Origin of the sequence: Calothrix sp. PCC 7507 (genome assembly GCF_000316575.1) — a bacterium.
Classification (GTDB): Bacteria; Cyanobacteriota; Cyanobacteriia; order Cyanobacteriales; family Nostocaceae; genus Fortiea.
This window is the reverse complement of record NC_019682.1, coordinates 6190881-6210840: the sequence shown is the minus strand read 5'-3', so window position 1 is coordinate 6210840 and position 19960 is coordinate 6190881. Positions and strand designations below refer to the sequence as shown.

At 42.2% G+C, this 19960-nt stretch carries 13 protein-coding genes and 1 pseudogene; 8 read left to right on the top strand and 6 right to left on the bottom strand.

Features of this window, described 5'->3' with window-relative positions:
• Positions 1–37 precede the first annotated feature (37 nt).
• Positions 38–541 (top strand): annotated as a pseudogene (tnpA, locus tag CAL7507_RS26615) (IS200/IS605 family transposase).
• A 440-nt stretch (positions 542–981) separates the two neighbouring features.
• Here the strand turns inward: tnpA and CAL7507_RS26610 are convergent.
• Together CAL7507_RS26610 and CAL7507_RS26600 are read right to left on the bottom strand one after the other, a co-directional pair.
• Positions 982–3402, bottom strand: coding sequence for a sucrose synthase (locus CAL7507_RS26610; protein ID WP_015131591.1), 2421 nt, complete (start codon positions 3400–3402; stop codon positions 982–984).
• 973 nt (positions 3403–4375) lie between these two features.
• A complete protein-coding gene (locus CAL7507_RS26600) occupies positions 4376–6151 on the bottom strand; it encodes an SWIM zinc finger domain-containing protein (protein ID WP_015131590.1) in 1776 nt (591 codons plus the stop codon).
• A 735-nt stretch (positions 6152–6886) separates the two neighbouring features.
• Here CAL7507_RS26600 and lpdA point away from each other — a divergent pair.
• From lpdA to CAL7507_RS26565, 6 genes are all read left to right on the top strand, one after another.
• On the top strand, positions 6887–8317 hold the full coding sequence (gene lpdA, locus CAL7507_RS26590) for a dihydrolipoyl dehydrogenase (RefSeq protein ID WP_015131589.1): 1431 nt from the start codon (positions 6887–6889) through the stop codon (positions 8315–8317).
• A 125-nt stretch (positions 8318–8442) separates the two neighbouring features.
• Positions 8443–9333 carry an indole-3-glycerol phosphate synthase TrpC gene (gene trpC, locus CAL7507_RS26585; protein ID WP_015131588.1) on the top strand — a complete coding sequence of 297 codons (891 nt, stop codon included), beginning with the start codon at positions 8443–8445 and terminating at the stop codon, positions 9331–9333.
• Positions 9334–9534: 201 nt separating this feature from the next.
• Positions 9535–9783 (top strand): DUF5340 domain-containing protein, encoded by a 249-nt coding sequence (locus CAL7507_RS26580; RefSeq protein ID WP_015131587.1) that lies wholly within the window; start codon positions 9535–9537, stop codon positions 9781–9783.
• A gap of 1324 nt (positions 9784–11107) precedes the next feature.
• Complete coding sequence (gene egtD, locus CAL7507_RS26575; protein ID WP_015131586.1) at positions 11108–12082, top strand: L-histidine N(alpha)-methyltransferase; 975 nt, start codon at positions 11108–11110, stop codon at positions 12080–12082.
• A 132-nt stretch (positions 12083–12214) separates the two neighbouring features.
• Positions 12215–13567, top strand: coding sequence for a 5-histidylcysteine sulfoxide synthase (gene ovoA / locus CAL7507_RS26570; RefSeq protein WP_015131585.1), 1353 nt, complete (start codon positions 12215–12217; stop codon positions 13565–13567).
• Between the two features lie 203 nt (positions 13568–13770).
• Positions 13771–14265 (top strand): DUF427 domain-containing protein, encoded by a 495-nt coding sequence (locus tag CAL7507_RS26565; protein WP_015131584.1) that lies wholly within the window; start codon positions 13771–13773, stop codon positions 14263–14265.
• Positions 14266–14288: 23 nt separating this feature from the next.
• On the opposite strand, the gene CAL7507_RS26560 is transcribed toward CAL7507_RS26565, so the two are convergent.
• Both CAL7507_RS26560 and CAL7507_RS26555 read right to left on the bottom strand, forming a co-directional pair.
• Positions 14289–15809, bottom strand: coding sequence for a glycine betaine ABC transporter substrate-binding protein (locus CAL7507_RS26560; RefSeq protein WP_015131583.1), 1521 nt, complete (start codon positions 15807–15809; stop codon positions 14289–14291).
• Positions 15810–16004: 195 nt separating this feature from the next.
• Positions 16005–16763 carry an ATP-binding cassette domain-containing protein gene (locus CAL7507_RS26555; RefSeq protein WP_015131582.1) on the bottom strand — a complete coding sequence of 253 codons (759 nt, stop codon included), beginning with the start codon at positions 16761–16763 and terminating at the stop codon, positions 16005–16007.
• Positions 16764–17215: 452 nt separating this feature from the next.
• On the opposite strand from CAL7507_RS26555, the gene CAL7507_RS26550 reads away from it, so the two are divergent.
• Positions 17216–18367, top strand: coding sequence for an alanine--glyoxylate aminotransferase family protein (locus tag CAL7507_RS26550; protein WP_015131581.1), 1152 nt, complete (start codon positions 17216–17218; stop codon positions 18365–18367).
• A gap of 240 nt (positions 18368–18607) precedes the next feature.
• On the opposite strand, the gene CAL7507_RS26545 is transcribed toward CAL7507_RS26550, so the two are convergent.
• Together CAL7507_RS26545 and CAL7507_RS26540 are read right to left on the bottom strand one after the other, a co-directional pair.
• The gene (locus CAL7507_RS26545) at positions 18608–18835 is read right to left on the bottom strand and encodes a DUF2949 domain-containing protein (protein ID WP_042341617.1); all 228 of its coding nucleotides are present in this window, start codon (positions 18833–18835) and stop codon (positions 18608–18610) included.
• 487 nt (positions 18836–19322) lie between these two features.
• Positions 19323–19850, bottom strand: coding sequence for a DUF192 domain-containing protein (locus CAL7507_RS26540; RefSeq protein WP_015131579.1), 528 nt, complete (start codon positions 19848–19850; stop codon positions 19323–19325).
• Between the last annotated feature and the right edge of the window lie 110 nt (positions 19851–19960).

The window sequence follows — 19960 nt, the reverse complement described above, 5'->3', positions numbered from 1 at the left end:
TCAGTAATTAATTTGCCTGCATTTTACAGGCTTTTTTATGGCTTATAAATCAACCGCCAGGTCTATCTCTGACTTAAAATCGCATCTGGTTTTGACCACCAAGTACCGAATATTGTAATCACACCAGCAATGTTAATACGATTAGGTGAACTAGTTCATCACATATCACAGAAATGGGGTTGTGAAGTCATTGAATTTAATGGCGAAAGTGACCCTTCGGGTTCGCAGTCGCTTCAAGCCGGGGAACCCGTCCAACGCGCTGCTCATCACGTTCACCTGTTATTCCGGTACTATCCCCAAATGCAGCTATCAAAGTTTGTTAACGCCTTAAAATCCTATACAAGCCAACAAAAACGCACAAGAGTTTTTGATGGAGATTAGGCGCGTCTATTGGGGTAAACCTGTGTTTTGGAATAGCGCTTACTTTGTCGCCTCTTGTGGTGGAGTAACTGTCGAAGTGCTAAAACAATACGTGCAAAACCAAGATTCCGCGAGTTGCGCCGAAGGCAAAATGGCGACTCCGACGCTCGTTCCTCGCTAACGCTTCGCTATCACCCACCCCACTCATCCCGTCAACCTGACGGTTGACATTGATTCGGGGGTGTGTTCGTCATCGCCCCGCCATTCTTCCCATCGCCGCCCGAAGGACGAAGTGGGGCTGCTGTCGGGAATAGCTCAACAAGCGTGAGGTACATCTGTAAGGGCACGGCACTGCCCATACGTGTCAAATTGAGCTACAACGCTTACCCGACATACGTTTTACCCCTCCCCTTGGCAAGGGGAGGGGAGGTTTTGGCTTTAGACAAAACCGGGGTGGGGTAACGCGGATCTTGATGGTAGGTGATTTAATTCAAAATCACGTGTTGACAAGGTTTTCACGTTAAGTTGACACCAATGGGCACTGCCCTGCCCCTACACAGCGTGATATAGTTCTGTACCTCATGCACATAAAAACCGCTATCACAAATGACTAATGACTAACTACCGATATTTGTGCTGCTCTAATAGTTGTTGTGCCCTAGGCTTGTAAATTAAATAGAACAAAGCCTCAATATAGCGCAACAAATCTTCTCGATTTTCCTGGGAGGTAAAGTTCCAAAAGCCATAAATTCGTGCTAGAGATAGCAGCTTTGTAGTGTGAATTTTCCAGGTATAAGTACTATAAACTCTGTCGATTCCTTGCTGGGAAATTTCATTCCAAGAGTTAGGTCTTTCTTCACATTTGATGACAAAATCCAGAATCTTAGCGGCTGTTTCTTCTAAATTTGTCGGGTTAATGTAAAAGCCATTTACCCGATCTTGAATGATTTCTAGTGGACCACCGAATTGTGTACCAAAAGTCGGTAGTCCCGAAATCATTGCCTCTAAAATGGTCAAACCAAAAGCTTCAAATAAAGCTGGTTGCACAAAAACACCTTTGTGGTCGGCAATGACTCGATAAATTTCACCTGAATCATTTTTAGACAAACGTACACCCAACCAGCGAATTTTGCCGTGGAGATTATACTGTTCAATAGCTTGGTAAAGTTTGACTATTTCGTCTCGTTCTTCGTTGTCGCCTGATTCTTCTACACGCAACTTACCTGCTACCAAAATTAAGTTACAATGTTCTTGCAATTCTTGACTTTTGCCAAAGCATTCTGCTAAACCAGTGAGGTTTTTAATGCGGTCAAGACGAGCCATTGAGAAGATGGGGCGTTTGTTGGGATTGTCGAGTTGTCCGAAGATTTGTGTGGGGTCGTCTAGGGTAAAAAGTAGTTCTGTAATGCGCTGGCGATCGCTCTCTACTCGGTCTTGAGTTTGAAAGTAGGGAAAATAGTAATTCTCACTCACTCCCGGCGGTACGACATTAAACTTAGGACTGAATAATTCTATCCCATTCACCACATGATACAAATCTGGCATGGTGAAGCATTTATAAGACTCATACTGTCCTATACTGTCGGGAGTGCCAACAATTTCTTGGTAGGTGCTGCTAATCACGAAATTGGCAGCATTCATGGCAATTAAATCAGCAGTAAATTGCAAGGAGAAATGATATTTATCATCCAAATCTTGCCAGTAGAGGTTACTGAATAAGTATTTAGATTTTTCCAAAGCATGGGCAATGTTGCACTGGGTGACTTTCATGTGTCGTGCTAACAGAAATGCCACTAAGTTACCATCGGAATAGTTACCAACAATTAAATCTGGTCTACCTTGAAGTTCTGCTCTGAGTTCCTTTTCTGCATCAATGGCATAGGTTTCCAGATAGGGCCAAAATTCAAACCGGGAAATCCAGTTTTGAGTCATGTTAGGGTTGAAGTCCCGCAGAGGTACGCGCAAAATCCAGGCGTTTTCTGTACCGTGGACTTTTTCTAAGCGTTGGTGACAAAGTGTCCCGTCACTATTAGGAATTAAGCGGGTGAGAATAATTACTTTTGGCTGGACATTTAGCCTTTCTAAGCCAGCAAGAATTACATCTTCTTGCAGTTGCTTTTCTAGATTCTTCGCTTGATCAAGAACATAAACCACCTGACCGCCAGTGTCGGGACGACCTAAGACACCTTCTTGTCCAAACCATCCGTGTGCTGATACTAGGACGATTCTAAAAATCATCGGGATGCGAGAGATGAAGGCTTCTAGGGTCTGGGGGTCGGGAGAGTCAATTAATTCGTCGAGAATGCTGAGGGTTTCTTGGACGCGCTGTGCTGTGTTACCCCAACCTGGCTCAAAACCAATGGTTTGTAAAGCAAAGCGGAATTCTTCGTAGGGTTCATCTCTGGGGCGATCGCTGACAATAGCGATCGCTTTTTTGACTTGCTCGGAAAGTTGCTGTTGTGTTTTAATGCGATCGTTAATCAGCAGTTGGATGCCATTATATTGATGCAGCCTTAAGAAGCCAAATAAGCTTTCTAGCCATTGTTTAGCATCTTGAAATAACTTGCTGGATAGATAACGGTTAAGATACTGTACGCCCTTACCAATATTTTTCGGGTCACGGATGACTGGGGAATAGTCATAGAACGGGCCAAAATCCAGTTCTAGCAGGTCGCCTTCGTTGGGCTGATATCGATTAACGAAGCGATCGCGCACATCCAACAGTTCTTGTATTGTTATTGACTCAATACTCAAGTCATCCGTCAATCGATATACTTGTTGACTGGCAATTTTGGAACGAATAATGAAATAAAGATTTGAGTCTTCTTGAATAATTTCTTGAGTGTAGTAAATTAGTTTGCCTAAATTAGAGGAAGTATGAAACTTTTCACTCTTCTGATATTTAGAGCAATATTCACTATAGACATTAACAATGTCGTTCCTAAGCAAATACTTCTTTTCTTGCTGGCGTAACTCACTAACGAAGGAACGCAAATCACTCTTTTCTTCACTATCTAGGAGTGTTTGGATCAATTCTGGCATAGTAACTCCACAAGATGAATTTACATTTTTTTGTGTTCTAGGCTAAAGTCAATGCCTACTCTGCTGATCAACATAACCTGTTTATTCTACAAATAGCCATGCTCTAGAAGCATGATCAATTCGCAGAGCATCCCAAATATGTAAAAACATATTTTGCAGAATTGGGATGCTCCTATCAATTCATGAACTTCTTTACTTAAAATATCTATAACTCAGTATTTTAAACTCTAGCTAAAAGCTGGGAATTATTCATACTTTAGATAGATGTTAAATTCAAAATCACTATTTCAAATTATCAGCAACGTGGAGAGCAAACGGTTGTTTGCCCCTACGGCGATCGCAGGATAATTGCTATTCTGGAAATCTTCTAGGGACAGGAAGGGAGCAGGGGGAAAGGAGGTTTTCAGATTTTTGCAACATTTTAGGATTGTTAGTCCACTACGTTTCAACCCACATTCCGCAGATATTAAAGCGGATTTGATAATTATGAAATTGAAGAACCTCAAGCCTGAAATGATTGTAGAACAATTATTTCAGGCTTCAATGCACTGACACAACCAACGTCACGCCTGTCACACAAAACGTCGCGCCTGTCACACAGAACGTCACGCCTGTCACACAGAACGTCGCGCCTGTCACACAGAACGTCGCGCCTGTCACACAGAACGTCGCGCCTGTCACACAAAACGTCACGCCTGTCACACAGAACGTCACGCCTGTCACACAGAACGTCGCGCCTGTCACACAGAACGTCACTATTTTATTTACATTCGGTAACAATTTTCTGATAAAAGATTACATGGTGATTAATTCGTTCGTAGTCAGGACTTTAGTCTAATCCAACGCTTTGTTGGGTTTCGCAAAGCCTCAACCCAACCTACGTCTGAACCGTATTGGACTTTAGTTCTGCGCTTATAAGCACTAAAGTGCTTACTCCGAAACTCTCAGAACTTCGATGGCGATTTAAAGATTCTCACTCCATGCCCCGTTCTTTAAACATTCCCATCAATTTACGCTTCCGGGCATGTATTTCAATTAACTTGGCTCGATAGCTTGACCAATCTGCTTTTCTCCCCGAATCTAAATAAGCAGCGCGTGCTTTTTTCAGCCACTCAATTGCTTCGCTGTAATTTTCTGCTTTACCTGCATCCATAATCGACTCGGCGCGGCGACAGGCGTTTGTAATTACCCAGTCGGGATTATGAGTGGTAGCGGCTTTCATGACGCGGTGAATTAATTCTGTATGGTAGGAACTAAGTTCACTGACTACAGCGATCGCATCCTCAATTAATCCCTCATACAAATAAATATCCACTTTTGCAGATGCTGTATCCCAACCGCTAGCAGTGTGGATAATTCTTAACAAATTTGTCTTGACATTTTCCCAATCTTCCCCAGCTAAGTCGGCAATTTTTTGATAGTCAAAGAAGGAAGGCTTGATTTGGAATGTTGTCTGTCTGGCGAATAAAGCCGATTCTCGATTACCCAAGGCTTCGGCTAAATCACTTGTCCAAATCCCCAATTGATACTGACAATGTCCGGGTAAATCTAATCCTGTTTGGGCAATATCTAGGGCTTGTGGCAATAACCCTTTTTCTGCTAGTATTTTAGCTAGGGCAAAGGCTATTTCTGCTGTGTCCATCTGCATTTGAGCAATGGCGATCGCTTCTTCAGCCCTACCTAATCGCACCAACATGGTCAGATGTTGCTGGGTTTGCCCTGATGCTTCTGCTAAATACAAGTATTCTTGATAACGCTCTTCTCTTTCCAGAATTTTCAGGCGAATTAGTGCCAAACTCTCAGCGTAATCTGGTGCTAATGCTTCCCACTCTCTCATCTCGTTGAGGTTTCCCTGGAGAACCTGCACTAGTGGTGGGTAATCCCAACCCTGACGCAACGCCTCGAAAGCCAGTCCAAAATCAGCATTCCACTCATCTTGCCAAGCTTCTAAATTCACCTGAACATCAACTTTTTCTTCTTCGCTGAGTTCGGCGGTGAGAATGGCCTCACACCATGCATCATTCAATTCCCAGACAATTTCATCGTTTTCAACACCATACTCGGCGACATCGTCCCAATTTTCTGCACAAGTTGAGGTAATCGCTTCTAAAATAGCGATCGCATTATTGCCATCACCGCGTTCGCTAAAATTGACAGCAGTTTGCACTAAACTCAGCAATTCATCACTGATCGGGTCTTCTTCATAACCCTCTGCTAAACTGCGGCTACCATCCCTGAGAATTTGCCTTACTTCGTCCCTCAAAGGTTTTGGATCAACGGTAATTAAGCGCACGGGTTGTGCAATTGGTTGCTGAGACACAGGATTTGACATCAAGCTGACATGGCGATCAATCGCCTCAATCAGTTTGGGATATTGTGCGACTAAATCTTGCAGCAACCTTTGGGTTTGGGTATGGTCTAGGCGATCAAGTAACCTTTCTAAAGTGGGGCGCTCTTGGATAGTTTCTGGCTGACGCAGACAGACAAGCATTGTCGCTACAATATGTTTACACCACCCATCAGAATTGTAGGCACAGGAGCAGTGGACTGAAGTCAAACCCTCGCTATTAAAACTGAGGTTAACGCGGTAAGGCACAGTTTCATGTCCTTCCACTTTGGCCTGTAGCACATTGCCACGCTGAATTACTGTTATGACGGCATCTGCCTCATAATAAGATTCGCCCCGCTGGAAAGATTTAGAGTTAGTATTCCGGCGGATGGTAAATTCACTAAAATTGGGAATAGGCATCGAGCGATCGCTTAAATCAGTTATCAGTGAACAGTTACTTGTACTGAGCTTGTCCTGAGCGTAGTCGAAGGGCGCAGTCGAAGTATCAGTGAACAGTTAAGCTGTCACGCCTACAATCTGCATATTTGTAACTTTGGTAAAATCCGTCAAACTTACTCATGCTTTTCCCCCTTCTCCCCTAGCTGCCAAGATTTTAAACTGATTGCGGGTATTAAGCCAGCAGACTGCAAAAAAACTCAAACCTTAAGCACAAATCCTCAAATAGGATCATTGATACTTCTACTGACCTTTGATGTTACTATTTCTTGTGACCAATAATTCCTTGATGGTACAGAGCAAGCAGATTTATCTGTGGAATCAATCCAAAATCTGAAATCTAAAATTCCCAAGGCCCCAGATTTATCTAGGGGGTCAATCCAAAATCTAAAATCCAAAATTGTTTGACTCTTACCCAGTTGACTAATGACAAATCCAGATGAAATTATGTGGCTTCGGGAATAATCGGTGATGTGGCGATCGCGAATGGTAATTAGCAAATTTAAGTATAAAATAAATTAATTATACGAATTTGATCATAATTCCCTCTCTTTGCCAAAAACCCATGAATAATAATGTGATTTACCAACATCCGAACTTCAACGGTTATTCAGTTAACTGTTAACTGATTTAAAGGGTATTGCACTGAATCACCAGTCAAGTTGAAAATAAATAGGCGAAGCACACGGGGAAACTAACGTGAGTCAAGGATTTGATTACGATTTAGTGATTATAGGCGCTGGTGTAGGCGGACATGGCGCAGCGCTACACGCAGTTAGCTGCGGTCTAAAAACAGCGATTATCGAAGCAGCGGACATGGGGGGAACCTGTGTTAATCGGGGCTGTATTCCATCGAAAGCGCTGTTGGCAGCATCTGGACGTGTGCGGGAATTACGCAATGCCCATCACCTAAAGTCACTAGGAATTCAAGTAGGAAATGTGGAATTTGATCGGCAAGCGATCGCTGATCATGCAGGCAATCTCGTTGCTAAAATTCAAGGCGACTTAACCAACAGCCTCAAACGTCTCAAAGTCGATATTATCAGAGGCTGGGGAAAAGTAGCGGGTACGCAAAAAGTCAGCGTCACTGGTGATGGTGGTGAAAAAACCATCACGGCTAAAGATATCATCCTTTCCCCAGGTTCCATCCCTTTCGTACCTCCAGGGATTGAAGTGGACGGCAAAACCGTCTTTACCAGTGATCAGGGCGTCAAGTTGGAAACTCTCCCCAACTGGGTAGCAATTATTGGTAGTGGCTACATCGGTCTAGAATTTTCCGATATTTACTCAGCCTTGGGTTGTGAAATCACCTTGATTGAAGCCCTAGATCAGTTAATGCCGGGATTTGACCGCGACATTGCCAAACTTGCAGAACGGGTGCTGATTACTCCCCGCGATATTGAAACCAAAGTGGGGATATACGCCAAAAAAATTATCCCCGGTTCACCTGTGGTGATTGAGTTAGCAGATTTCAAAACCAAAGAAGATGTAGACGTGATCGAGGTAGATGCCTGCTTAGTCGCCACTGGACGCATCCCCGCCACCAAAAATCTTGGTTTAGAGTCTGTGGGTGTAGAACTAGATCGGCGGAATTTTATCCCCGTTGATGATCGTTTAGCAGTGCTATCAGGTGGCGAAGTGGTGCCCCATCTGTGGGCAATTGGTGATGCTAACGGCAAGATGATGCTAGCTCACGCTGCTTCCGCCCAAGGTATTGTAGCGGTAGAAAATATAGTCGGGCATCAGCGGGTAATAGATTATCGCAGCATCCCCGCAGCCGCATTTACCCACCCAGAAGTTAGCTATGTAGGCTTGACGGAAACCCAAGCTAAGGAATTGGGACAAACTGAAGGCTTTGAAATCGCCACCAGTCGGAGTTACTTCAAAGGTAATTCCAAAGCCTTAGCAGAAAACGAAGCCGATGGTATCGCCAAGGTAGTTTATCGCCAAGATACAGGGGAAGTCTTGGGTGTGCATATTTTTGGACTCCACGCCTCAGACTTAATCCACGAAGCGTCAGCAGCCGTCGCCAACCGTCAATCAGTCCAAACCCTCGCCCATTTGGTTCACGCCCACCCCACACTTTCTGAAGTGCTGGACGAAGCTTACAAAAGAGCGATCGTTAGTTAGTCCAAAGTCAAGAGTCAAGAGTCCAAAGTCCAAAGTCAAAGTGTATTTGACCCTTGACCCTTGACCCTTGACCCTTGACCCTTGACCCTTGACCCTTGCCCCCTGCCCCCTGCCCCTTGACCAGTATGCAAATCCGCCGTCGTTCACCCAGCGCAGTTGTGAATGTTTCCATATTGCAATATCAGGTTGCTATGCCCGATGCAGCGCCAAACAACATCTTGGAAGAAATTGTCTGGCAAAAAGAAATAGAAGATAGCCAAATGCGTGAAAGGCTACCGCTGCAGGAATTGCAAAAACGGGTACTCACCGCACCACCAACCCGTGACTTTGTGGCAGCTTTACGCGAAGGTAAGACCAAACCGGCATTAATTGCCGAAGTCAAAAAAGCTTCTCCCAGTAAAGGGGTTTTACGGGCAGATTTTGACCCAGTAGCGATCGCACTTGCCTACCAAAAAGGAGGTGCTAGTTGTCTTTCTGTACTGACTGATGTCAAGTTCTTTCAAGGTAGCTTTGAAAATTTAGCCCTAGTCCGCGCTGCCGTCGATTTGCCGCTACTGTGTAAGGAATTTATCATCTATCCCTACCAGATGTATTTAGCACGTGTACAAGGGGCAGATGCTGTGTTATTGATTGCGGCTATCCTCAGCGATCAAGATTTGCAATACTTTGTCAAAATTGCTAACACTTTAAATATGGCAGTGTTAATAGAAGTACACAGCCTAGCCGAACTTGACCGTGTGTTAGCCTTAGATGGTGTATCCCTAGTAGGAATTAATAATCGCAATTTAGCAGATTTTTCCGTTGACCTGCAAACAACTTGTCAACTGCTGTCGGCAAGGAGTAAGCAATTGCAAGAACGGAATATTTTGGTTGTTAGTGAGTCAGGATTACATCACCCAGATGACCTGAGTTTAGTGGCGCAAGCAGGCGCATCAGCCGTACTCATTGGCGAGTCTCTAGTGAAACAACCAGATCCAGAATTAGCGATCGCCCATATATTACCCAAGCGTTCTTGAAAAAATGCTTCACCTGCTTCTTGCAAGCAGCAACTACACTTAGTCTAGTTGGGTAATCAGGCACGCAAAGCATCGCCAATCTCTTTGCTGAATCTACATCTTGGGGCTATCAATAAATACTTACTGCCTATGTAACAATTTATTTAGCGACAACTTAACAGCTCATACAAAATCCCTAACCCAAACTCTTACATCAAGTTCATGGAGCAAATCCCTCTGCCTTCACCTATCCATTACGAACTTATACTGCAACTTTTAGAAAGACAAACCATGTCAGCAGTAAGTCAAAACCCGGATTTGCGGCATCAGGTGAATCAGCTGATTATTACTCTGCGTAAAGCTGCTGTCCAACAAAAGCACCTGGAAGAAATTTGCCAGTTTTCCTCTATGGCTGTTGATCACCGTTGGTCGATCAACCATCATACGGAAAAAGTTGTTACTCCCGATTAATGCTGATGGCTCAATATCACAACTCTAAAGTTATACTCCAAAACCTCAATCCCCAGTCCTAGTAATGGCAATCAGCAACTAGTAGTCTGTCAGGGTTGAAATGAGGGACTGTAGTGTGAGCGTCTCGCTCACGCGGGCTTTTCGGCCCGCACTACCAAAAACCCCTCAAAACAAAATTGACAAACCACTAGGCCTAACTGGGTTAAAGTTGCTTTGATTGTTTCATTACACAGAAGTTTCTATTTATATACTGACTAAAATTTATACTAATTTGTTAAAGATTTTAGGACTTACGCACTGTACAAATTTAGGATTTACGCATTGACAGGAAATACTAAATATGAATGATAAGAACCACATATTTCGTAGTAGCACAGCAGTGCTGTGCCCTCAATAGCATTTTGCTGTTTAGTTCCCAGCGATTCCCATTCAGATACGGTACTGCGTTAGTGTCAGGAGGGCACGGCAGTGCTGTGCTACTACGGGTGTACCTCACATGAAGAGTGCTGAGTGCTGAGTTAAAAGACCACCCACAAGGGGTGGGGTATCAACTTTTCTCAGTAAGAAGATTCCGCCCACAAGGGGCGGGGCTTGTACCAAGTACATAAGTGCTGAGTAGTTTTTTTTACTTACTCAGCACTCAGGACTCAGGACTGAGTGTTGTCAACGAGAATCCCTATAAAAGCCGGAAACGACCTATTGTCGTCAATGCTCATCATGATTAATTTTAGGACTTACGCATTGACAGGAAATGCAAAATATGCATGATAAACAAAACACATCTTTCGTAGAGGTTTAGCACTGCGCTTTACCCTCCATAGCGCGGATCTGTTTACCATCAAAGTCATGATTGATCAAAGCCGGAAATTTCTAATTTTGGTTAATGCATACAATAATCAATTTATACAGTGCGTAAGTCCTAGTAACTGAAAGCAGAAGTTGCGATTTGTTTGGCAAAATCACATCGCACCCTTCTAGAGTATGAGACTTTGACGCAGGTATTATTATCTAAATATCTTTGTTCGGCTAAATTTACTAATGCTAATAAATATTCCTACTCTATTGGGACTAATATGTGATTTTTGAATTAAACGTAGGTAGAGCTATGCCTTACAAAACCCGAATCTGGTGGGCAATGCCCACCCTACAAATACTACTAATGCTAAAAAATATTCATACTGTATACTGATTAATCAGTTTGCCTCTACACTCTATGATAATCTTATGTTTATTTTATCAAGCATCACCTAACTAATGAAGTATTGATCTAGGTAACTAAATATGCAAATCTGATAACTAGAATATAGAACAGAAAAAACAAAAAATGTTAAACACTTCTTTAACACTTCTTAAAAATCACCATCAAACTCTCAATGATGATGGTGAGGATGTTATTCAAGGATTAACCCAAACACCCAAGAGTTTACCGCCAAAATATTTTTATGACGATCGCGGTTCTGAACTATTTGAACAAATATGTGAATTACCCGAATATTACCCAACACGAACAGAAGCATTGATTTTGCAGAAATATGCAGATGAAATTGCTCAGATAACAGGCGCTTGTGAACTGGTAGAATTAGGCAGTGGCAGTTCTACCAAAACCCGCTTTTTATTAGATGCCTACCAAAAAATTCCCGGTTTATGTAAATATATACCCATTGATGTCAGTGGAGGAATTCTCAAAAATAGCGTGCTGCAGCTACAACAAAAATACCCTTCCCTGTCTATTGATGGCTTAATAGGGACTTATGAACAAGCCTTAGAAAAACTAGAATTGACATCTTCACAATCACGGATGATTTTTTTCCTGGGAAGTTCCATAGGGAATTTTACACCACAAGAATGCGAAATATTTTTAAGCCAAATCGCTCACACTTTAAAAGCAGGTGATTATTTTCTACTTGGCATTGATTTACAAAAGCCTAAGGAAATTTTAGAAGCAGCCTATAACGATAGTCAGGGAATAACGGCTGCTTTTAATTTGAATATGCTTTCCCATTTAAATTGGCGTTTCCAAGGCAACTTTGCTCTTGATTTATTTACTCATCAAGCAATTTATAATCAATCTGAGGCTCAAATTGAAATGTATCTCCATTGCCAAGAGAGTCATTATGTGTCCCTAGATATCCTCAACTTAAAAGTTTTATTTCAAGCCGGCGAAAGTATTCTCACCGAAATTTCTCGCAAGTTCGATTTAGCAATTCTCCAAAAAGAACTGGAGATGCAAGGACTTCAAACCCTGAAAGTTTGGACAGATCCTCAGCAGTGGTTTGGCTTAATGCTCTGTCAAGCTTAAAACTTGAATTAACTCAAAACCAAGATTTGAGTTAGAAGATAATTCACTACACCTCTCCGTAAATTAAGCTTTAAATCTTGATTTCCCAGACTTATTGATTAATTTACGGAGAAGCTTCATCTATTAGCTAACATGAACAATTTGCAATCTGCTTATCCTCCAAGACTAAATAGTTGTGATGACTGTGACGGGCTACCTCTACGCCAAGTGATCCTTAACTACTTTAATAATGCTTGGCAACTTGAAGATACTCTGATGAAAACTTTGGTGGGAGATGATACATTTTATCTCAATCCCGACCCATTGAGGAATATTCTCATTTTTTATCTAGGACATTCGGCTGTTTTCTATATCAATAAATTAATTCAGGTTGAATTATTATCAAAACGTTTGAACCCAGACTACGAAATCTTGTTTGAAATTGGAGTTGATCCGGAAATACCTGATGATCTGAAGGATGTCATCAGTCACCTTAAATTGACACAAGTCCCAGCGGTTTGGGAGTATCGAGAAAAAGCTTATGAAATCATTTGCGAGTTGATTCAGAAAACCCCCATTACTCTTCCAATTCATCAAAAACATCCTTTGTGGGCGTTAATGATGGGGATTGAACACCAGCGCATTCACGTTGAAACCTCTTCGATGTTAATTCGCCAATTGCCAATTGAGCGAGTGAAACGCCCGCAACACTGGAAATATGCCCCTTTTAATGGTTACACTGCTGATAATCAAATGATAGAAGTTCTGGCTGGGGTAGTGAAACTGGGCAAACCGGATGATTATCCCACATACGGCTGGGACATTGAATATGGCGATCGCACTGTTGCAGTTGCACCTTTTTTAGCCAGTAAATATCTGATTACCAATGCCGATTTCCTGTATTTTGTCAAGGCTGGTGGCTACGAAAATCAAGATTATTGGCATCAAGAATCTTGGCATTGGAAAACTCAATACGATATCCAATCTCCTAAATTTTGGCTCCACGAAAATGGTAGCTATAAATATCGAGCCATGTTTGACGAGATGGACTTACCTTTAGATTGGCCAGTAGAAGTCAATCATCATGAAGCAATGGCTTACTGTCGTTGGAAAGGTAAAGATACTCGTTTAATGAGTGAAGCAGAGTACAATTTAGTAACTTATGGTAATGGTCGAGAAGAAGATTTAGATAATTACAATCTCAACTTAAAATTTGGCTCACCTAGTCCAGTCGGGATGTTAGAGACTGCAAAAAGTCGCTCTGGATTGTACGATTTGCGGGGGAATGTTTGGGAATGGTTGAGTGATAACTTAAACCCCCTCCCAGGATATCAACCTCATCCTCTCTATGAAGATAATTCTGCCATCTTTTTTGATAGCAAACATCATATGATGTTAGGAGGATGCTGGATAACTAATGGCACAGAAGCTTTAAAATATTACCGCAATTGGTTCCGTCCCCATTTCTATCAACACGCTGGATTTAGAATTGTTCAAGACATTTAAATCCGTGAACAGTGAACAGAAATCATCGGTGTAACCGTTACCCAGCTATAGTTGTCGTCAATAGTGACAGTTAGGAATGCAAATTTAATAACCTGCAATTCTGATTTAAATGGGAATGGTGCGTTACGCTCCGCTAACACACCCTACTTTTGCACTTTATTTAATCCACGTTCCTTAACTGTTAAATCAGGAGATTATCAACAATGAAACCAGATCCTATCCCCCCAAAACCTGGACAAGAATCAGTTTGGGATTACCCACGTCCAGCTTGTTTACAAGATACTGATAAACAAATTAGGGTAATTTTTAATAATATTGTCTTGGCAGAAACTAACAAAGCTAAAAGAGTATTAGAAACTAGCCATCCTCCGGGATATTACATCCCTTCTGAAGACATTAAGCTGGAACATTTAATAGAAACACCTAAAAAAACTTGGTGTGAATGGAAAGGCTTGTGTCAATATTATGATGTCAGCGTTGGAGATAAGCGTGTAACTCATGCTGCTTGGCGATATATTCAGCCAACTACTAATTTTGTGGCGATTCAAGAATATTATGCTTTTTATGTCAGTTTAATGGATGCTTGCTATGTAAATGATGAGTTAGTGACACCTCAACCTGGTGGTTTCTATGGGGGATGGATTACCTCTGATATTGTCGGGCCATTTAAAGGTAGTCCAGGAACAATGGGATGGTAATTGATAAAAAAGCTATCAAGGTTTCAATGGGATTTAATCCAGTCACTAACAACTTGTTCAACGGGACGTGATTGATTATCTACTTGATAATTCATCTTTTGCATTTCTTCTGTCGAAATTGAACCAGCTAATTGATTAATGGCTTCCCGTAATTCTGGATATTTTTGCAGCGTGGCTTGATTAAATATAGGAACAGCTTGATATGGGGGAAAATATTTCTTGTCGTCTTCTAAAATGACTAAATTGAGAACAGGAATCAAGCCATCTGTAGAATTAGCTGCTATTAAATCTACTTTTTTCTCCTTCAAGGCTTGATACATCAATCCTAATTCCATTTGTTTGATATTTGCAAACTTTAAGCCATAGGTTTTAGATAACCCTGGATATCCATCTTTGCGTTCGAGAAATTCATAGCCAAATCCTGCTTGCCATTGGGGAGTATATTTAGCGGCTTCGCTGAGTGTTTTGATTTGCAAGCGTTTAGCGTCCTCGCCTCGAATAATCATGGCGAAGGTATTGTTAAATCCTAAAGGCTGTATGACTTCTAATTTAAATTTCTGGTCATATTCTTGTTTAACTTTTTCATATACCAATTCAGGGTTAGTGACAGGTTTGTCTTTCAAAACTGCAGTCAATGCCGTTCCTGTATATTCCACATAGCCAGCAATTTGTCCGGCTTTTACGGCTTCATGACAAATAAAAGTTCCCCCTAAATTGAAGCGGCGATCTACTTTTAACTTGGTATGGGATTCAATTTGTTGAGCGAGGATTTCTCCTAAAATAAATTGTTCGGTGAAATTTTTGGCGCCAATAACAATTGTTGGTGGTGTTTGTCGATAAGCAAAGGCAATTAATCCGAAAATTAGTAATGTTAATATGCCCAAAGAAATACCAGATTGGCGATTAAGTTTCCCTTTTTTTTCTCTTTGCTGTGCCAATCGCTTTTCTACCCAACTCAGGGCTAAATCTGCACCTAAGGCGATGAAAGCTGCAGGTATGGCCCCTGCGAGAATCAATTGATTATTAACTGTAGAAATGCCGCGAAAAATAAACACTCCCAATCCCCCACCACCGATCGCTGCAGCAATAGTCGCAATTCCCACAGAAATCACCGTTGCGACTCTAACTCCCGCCAAAATCACGCCTAAAGCGAGGGGAATTTCTACCTGTAGCAGTAATTGCCAATCCGTCATTCCCATCCCTCGTCCCGCTTCTCGAATCGCTGGATCGACGCTATTAATGCCAATATAAGTGTTGCGAATTAGGGGAAGTAAGGCGTAGAGAGTCAAAGCCACGATCGCCGGAATTTTGCCAATCCCTCCCAGAAATGGCACAGAAATCAGGAAGCCAAAGATGGCTAAACTGGGAATTGTTTGAATGGCGTTAGCTAAACCGAGAATGGGTTGGGCTAGTTTTGGTTGGCGAGTGATGAGAATACCTAAAGGAATCCCGATCGCGATCGCCACCATCATCGCGATCGCCACTAAGACTAAGTGTTCCCCGGTGTGGAGGAGAATTTCTGGGGCGTATTGGGTGAAAAACAAGGTTATCTCCTTTACTCAGTTATCAGTTATTTATACTGTGTGACTTGCCTTGAGATATAGCGTTTCTCGCTCCAGTAAGGTACGGTCTAAAATAATTAAACGCAGATAAACGCAGATAAACGCAGATAAATTTGTACTTCAGTAGCCTAGGAAAGGCTATAAGTATTAGTCTGTTCACTGATTACTGTTCACTGTTCACTGATTAAATTTCCCAACATTTAAACAAGCAATAAAAGCTTGCGCTTCTGGATGTTGAGATTCGAGGAATTCTGCTTTCGTTCCCAGAGCAACTAAATTCCCTTCATACATTAACCCAATGCGATTTGCTAAGAACAAAGCTTCTTGAATGTCGTGGGTGACAAAAATTACAGTTTTTCCCAGTTGCTTTTGCAAATCGTGGAATTGTTGCTGCAATTCTAGGCGAGTAATCGGATCGAGTGCGCCAAAAGGTTCATCCATCAATAATATAGGTGGATCGGCGGCTAAAGCCCTAGCTACACCCACTCGCTGACGCTGACCACCAGATAGTTGATGGGGATAACGTTGAGCAAATCTTTCCGGGTCTAGGCCAACCAATTGTAACATTTCATAGACCCGTGCCTCGATCCGTGGTTGTGTCCACTTTTCTAGAGAGGGAACAAGCCCAACATTTTGCCCAATATTAAAGTGGGGAAACAAGCCGATTTCCTGGATGACGTAGCCGATGCGTCGCCGCAGTTGAATAGCATCCCACTCAGTTGTCGGGCGATCGCTAACTAAAACTTGTCCTTGAGTGGGTACAAGCAGGTGATTAATTAATTTTAAGGTGGTAGTCTTGCCACTACCACTGCGCCCCAATAATGCGATCGCTTCCCCTTGGTAGATCGTCAGATTCAAGTGCGATAGCAAGGGACGGTGATTAATCTGGAAGCTGACATCTCGAAACTCAACGGCAATTTCTGGTGCTTGGGACATGAGAGTTTGCACAAAAAGAAAGTGAGTTGCTTCATAACTCTAAGCTGTTACGCATTTAACTTGTATATTTACCTGATGACTGAATAAGCGTAGATGTAGATAAAATTTCATAACTCACTGTACCTGTAACCAAATTTGTGAGATTCTATATAGTCGGTGCTAAAAAATTTAGACAAACTGGATCAGGAATTTTGATGTCTCCTTCCCACTCGCCCAGAACAAGCCCCTACTCTTCGATCAGATGCCCACAAGGTGTCTACGCCTCTGGTGAGATTACTGAAAACAGGATTTTAAATTAGTCGGAGTTTCCACAAGTTTAGCTCTTACAGTACTTTTCTTCTGGATGTGTCGAACTTACTACAAGATGGGTGACAAATTGCATGTCTAGAATTTGCCACCAGTCTTCACCATCCCCCACAATTTTGACTTTTATTTAAATTTAGGATACACACATGAAAGATAAGCTGATGCTGATGATTCCTGGTCCTACGCCAGTTCCAGAAGCGGCTTTACTGGCATTAGCCAAACACCCGATTGGACACCGCACTAGTGAATTTAGCAACATCTTGGCAGAGGTAAACGAAAACCTCAAGTGGTTGCATCAAACTCAAAGTGATGTCTTGACACTGAATGTTAGCGGTACTGGTGCTGTGGAAGCAGCAATCATTAATTTTCTGTCTCCAGGCGATCGCATTTTGGTTGGCTCTAATGGTAAGTTTGGTGAACGTTGGGTAGAAGTTGGTCAAGCCTATGGTTTGCATGTCGAAGCAATTATCGCTGAATGGGGAAAACCTCTCGATCCAGCAGTGTTTGCCGAAAAACTCACAGCGGATACAGAGAAGCAAATTAAAGCCGTCATCATCACCCACAGCGAAACCTCAACTGGTGTACTCAATGACTTAGAAACCATCAACAGCCATGTCAAAGCACACGGTGAAGCTTTGATTATTGTTGATGCTGTCACTAGTTTGGGTGCATTCAATTTACCCGTGGATGCTTGGGGTTTGGATGTCGTCGCCTCTGGTTCCCAAAAAGGCTACATGATACCCCCTGGATTGGGATTTGTTTCTGTCAGTCCCAAGGCTTGGGAAGCTTACAAAACTGCTAAATTGCCCAAATATTATCTAGATTTAGGCAAATATCGCAAATCAGCAGCCAAAAACACTACCCCATTCACTCCACCAGTGAACTTAATCGTGGCACTGCACACCACCTTGCGGATCATGAAAGAGGAAGGCTTAGAATCAATATTTAGTCGTCACGAACGGCAGAAAAATGCTACCCGTGCGGCGATTAAAGGCTTAAATTTACCCCTGTTTGCCCCAGACACTCATGCTAGTCCAGCAATTACAGCTGTTGCACCACAAGAAATTGAGTCAGATAAGATTCGGTCTTTAATTAACAAGCGCTTTGACATCGCCTTAGCTGGCGGCCAAGATCATCTAAAAAACAAAATTTTCCGCATTGGTCACTTGGGTTTTGTGAGCGATCGCGATATTCTTAGCTGCATAGCATCCCTAGAAGTCGTTCTCTCAGAACTCGGCTACGAAAACTTTACTCCAGGCGCTGGCGTAGCCGCTGCAGCTAAAGTGTTTGCACAATAGTTATTTGTCATTGGTCATTTGTCATTTGTCATTCGTGATCAAGATACTACCTTGACCCTGAACTCTTGACCCCTAACTCCTGACTCCTACTAAAAACTAAAAAAGCGAGTTGAAAATCCAACTCGCTCTTTTTTGGGTGTAAATGAGTAGAAATGATAAAAGTTTTCCCTATCTATAAGCCTTTGCACAAGGCAGGGTAGATATGACATACCTCAATTCTCCTGCATGAACTACTCACGGCTACGCCGTTTCTAGCCAATCATAAATTTTCTCTAACTGTTCCAGAGTAATTAACCCATACTGCCAAAGAATCATGGGTAAAGGGCCTGGATCTTGTTCCCGGTGTCGTAGCGCCACAGCCAAAGACGCCGTCGAAATTGCCAAATCTTCTTGTAAAAAATGAATCAGTCGAGAATATGTTGATGGTGCCATTTGTATCTCACCTCCTTGCGTAGTGTGTATTGTCATATATCAGTCCACCATTTCTCAGTAGCCAGTAGCCAGTATTTAATCTGTCACTGTGGTATTACCGATTAAACACCACAAAAGAGATTTATCTAAGTTCCATCAAAGAGAGCAATTCTTCGATAGATGGGGAAATTTAAACTTTATCGCTACTCGTCTACTCAATTTTTAAGTAGCACTTTCCCCTGGTAAAATCGGTTTCATCTTCTCTACAGCAGTATCTTATTTAATTACGCATTTGGTAACAAAGATTCCATAGCTTATAGTCTCTTATTTGCGACTATTTACACGTACGCCAAAAGGAAGATTTTTGCTGTAAAACCTGGATACTCTGACTCCAGCTTGTGGATAGAGTAGCTTTCGCTGACTGACAAAAATTTAGATGGCGAGTTGTTCGGTAAGAATTATATCACAGTACGAGACATTTTTTTTACAATTACATGATTTATTTAGATTTTCAAAATTCTGAAATCAGCAAGCTTCCAAATCCTCATCTCCGTAAGGCTCCGGAGGTTAAGAATTTAATTTTGACACGATCGCCAACTTTCAAACCCAATTCAGCAGAGCGCCCAGAGCGTAATTCAATCACTGTGTCAATTAGTGTATTAGGCCCATAAGTGGGACAAGGTTCACTAGCACAAGGAGGTGCAGCCACCTGAATATACTTGACAACCCCTTTCTGGAGAAAGACCATGTCCAGTTCAACTGGTACATTCTTCATCCAAAAACTGACTGGCTGTGGTGAAGGGAACTCAAACAGCATCCCTCTATCATCTGGTAAAGCTGGACGATACATCAATCCCATCGCCTGCTGTTCTGAAGTCCGCGCCACTTCCAATTGAATCATCTTCCCATTAGGAACAAAAGCTTGGGCAGAAATCGGTAGTTTTTGACCGGAAGGTGCAGTTGCTTCAGTTCGAGAGCCAGAACCAGTGGGAGATTTAGCTGTGGTGGGTAGAGAACAACCCATGAGCAGAACACTTAGTAGCATGGAAACCAAACTTAGCCAACGAATCATATAATTCTCGATTCTGTCATTGAGATTACAATTTAACAAAATTTAAGAAAAAAAACAGACGATTGATAATTGTTCTTTTGGTGACACAGACTTTGATTTTTTGTAAGTAT

What these genes read in the sequence shown, in the direction of transcription:
- CAL7507_RS26610 (WP_015131591.1), bottom strand. Translation starts at nt 3,402, where the DNA reads ATGCCAGAATTGATCCAAACACTCCTAGATAGTGAAGAAAAGAGTGAT.
- CAL7507_RS26600 (WP_015131590.1), bottom strand. Translation starts at nt 6,151, where the DNA reads ATGCCTATTCCCAATTTTAGTGAATTTACCATCCGCCGGAATACTAAC.
- trpC (WP_015131588.1), top strand. Translation starts at nt 8,443, where the DNA reads ATGCAAATCCGCCGTCGTTCACCCAGCGCAGTTGTGAATGTTTCCATA.
- CAL7507_RS26580 (WP_015131587.1), top strand. Translation starts at nt 9,535, where the DNA reads ATGGAGCAAATCCCTCTGCCTTCACCTATCCATTACGAACTTATACTG.
- egtD (WP_015131586.1), top strand. Translation starts at nt 11,108, where the DNA reads ATGTTAAACACTTCTTTAACACTTCTTAAAAATCACCATCAAACTCTC.
- ovoA (WP_015131585.1), top strand. Translation starts at nt 12,215, where the DNA reads ATGAACAATTTGCAATCTGCTTATCCTCCAAGACTAAATAGTTGTGAT.
- CAL7507_RS26565 (WP_015131584.1), top strand. Translation starts at nt 13,771, where the DNA reads ATGAAACCAGATCCTATCCCCCCAAAACCTGGACAAGAATCAGTTTGG.
- CAL7507_RS26555 (WP_015131582.1), bottom strand. Translation starts at nt 16,763, where the DNA reads ATGTCCCAAGCACCAGAAATTGCCGTTGAGTTTCGAGATGTCAGCTTC.
- CAL7507_RS26550 (WP_015131581.1), top strand. Translation starts at nt 17,216, where the DNA reads ATGAAAGATAAGCTGATGCTGATGATTCCTGGTCCTACGCCAGTTCCA.
- CAL7507_RS26545 (WP_042341617.1), bottom strand. Translation starts at nt 18,835, where the DNA reads ATGACAATACACACTACGCAAGGAGGTGAGATACAAATGGCACCATCA.
- CAL7507_RS26540 (WP_015131579.1), bottom strand. Translation starts at nt 19,850, where the DNA reads ATGATTCGTTGGCTAAGTTTGGTTTCCATGCTACTAAGTGTTCTGCTC.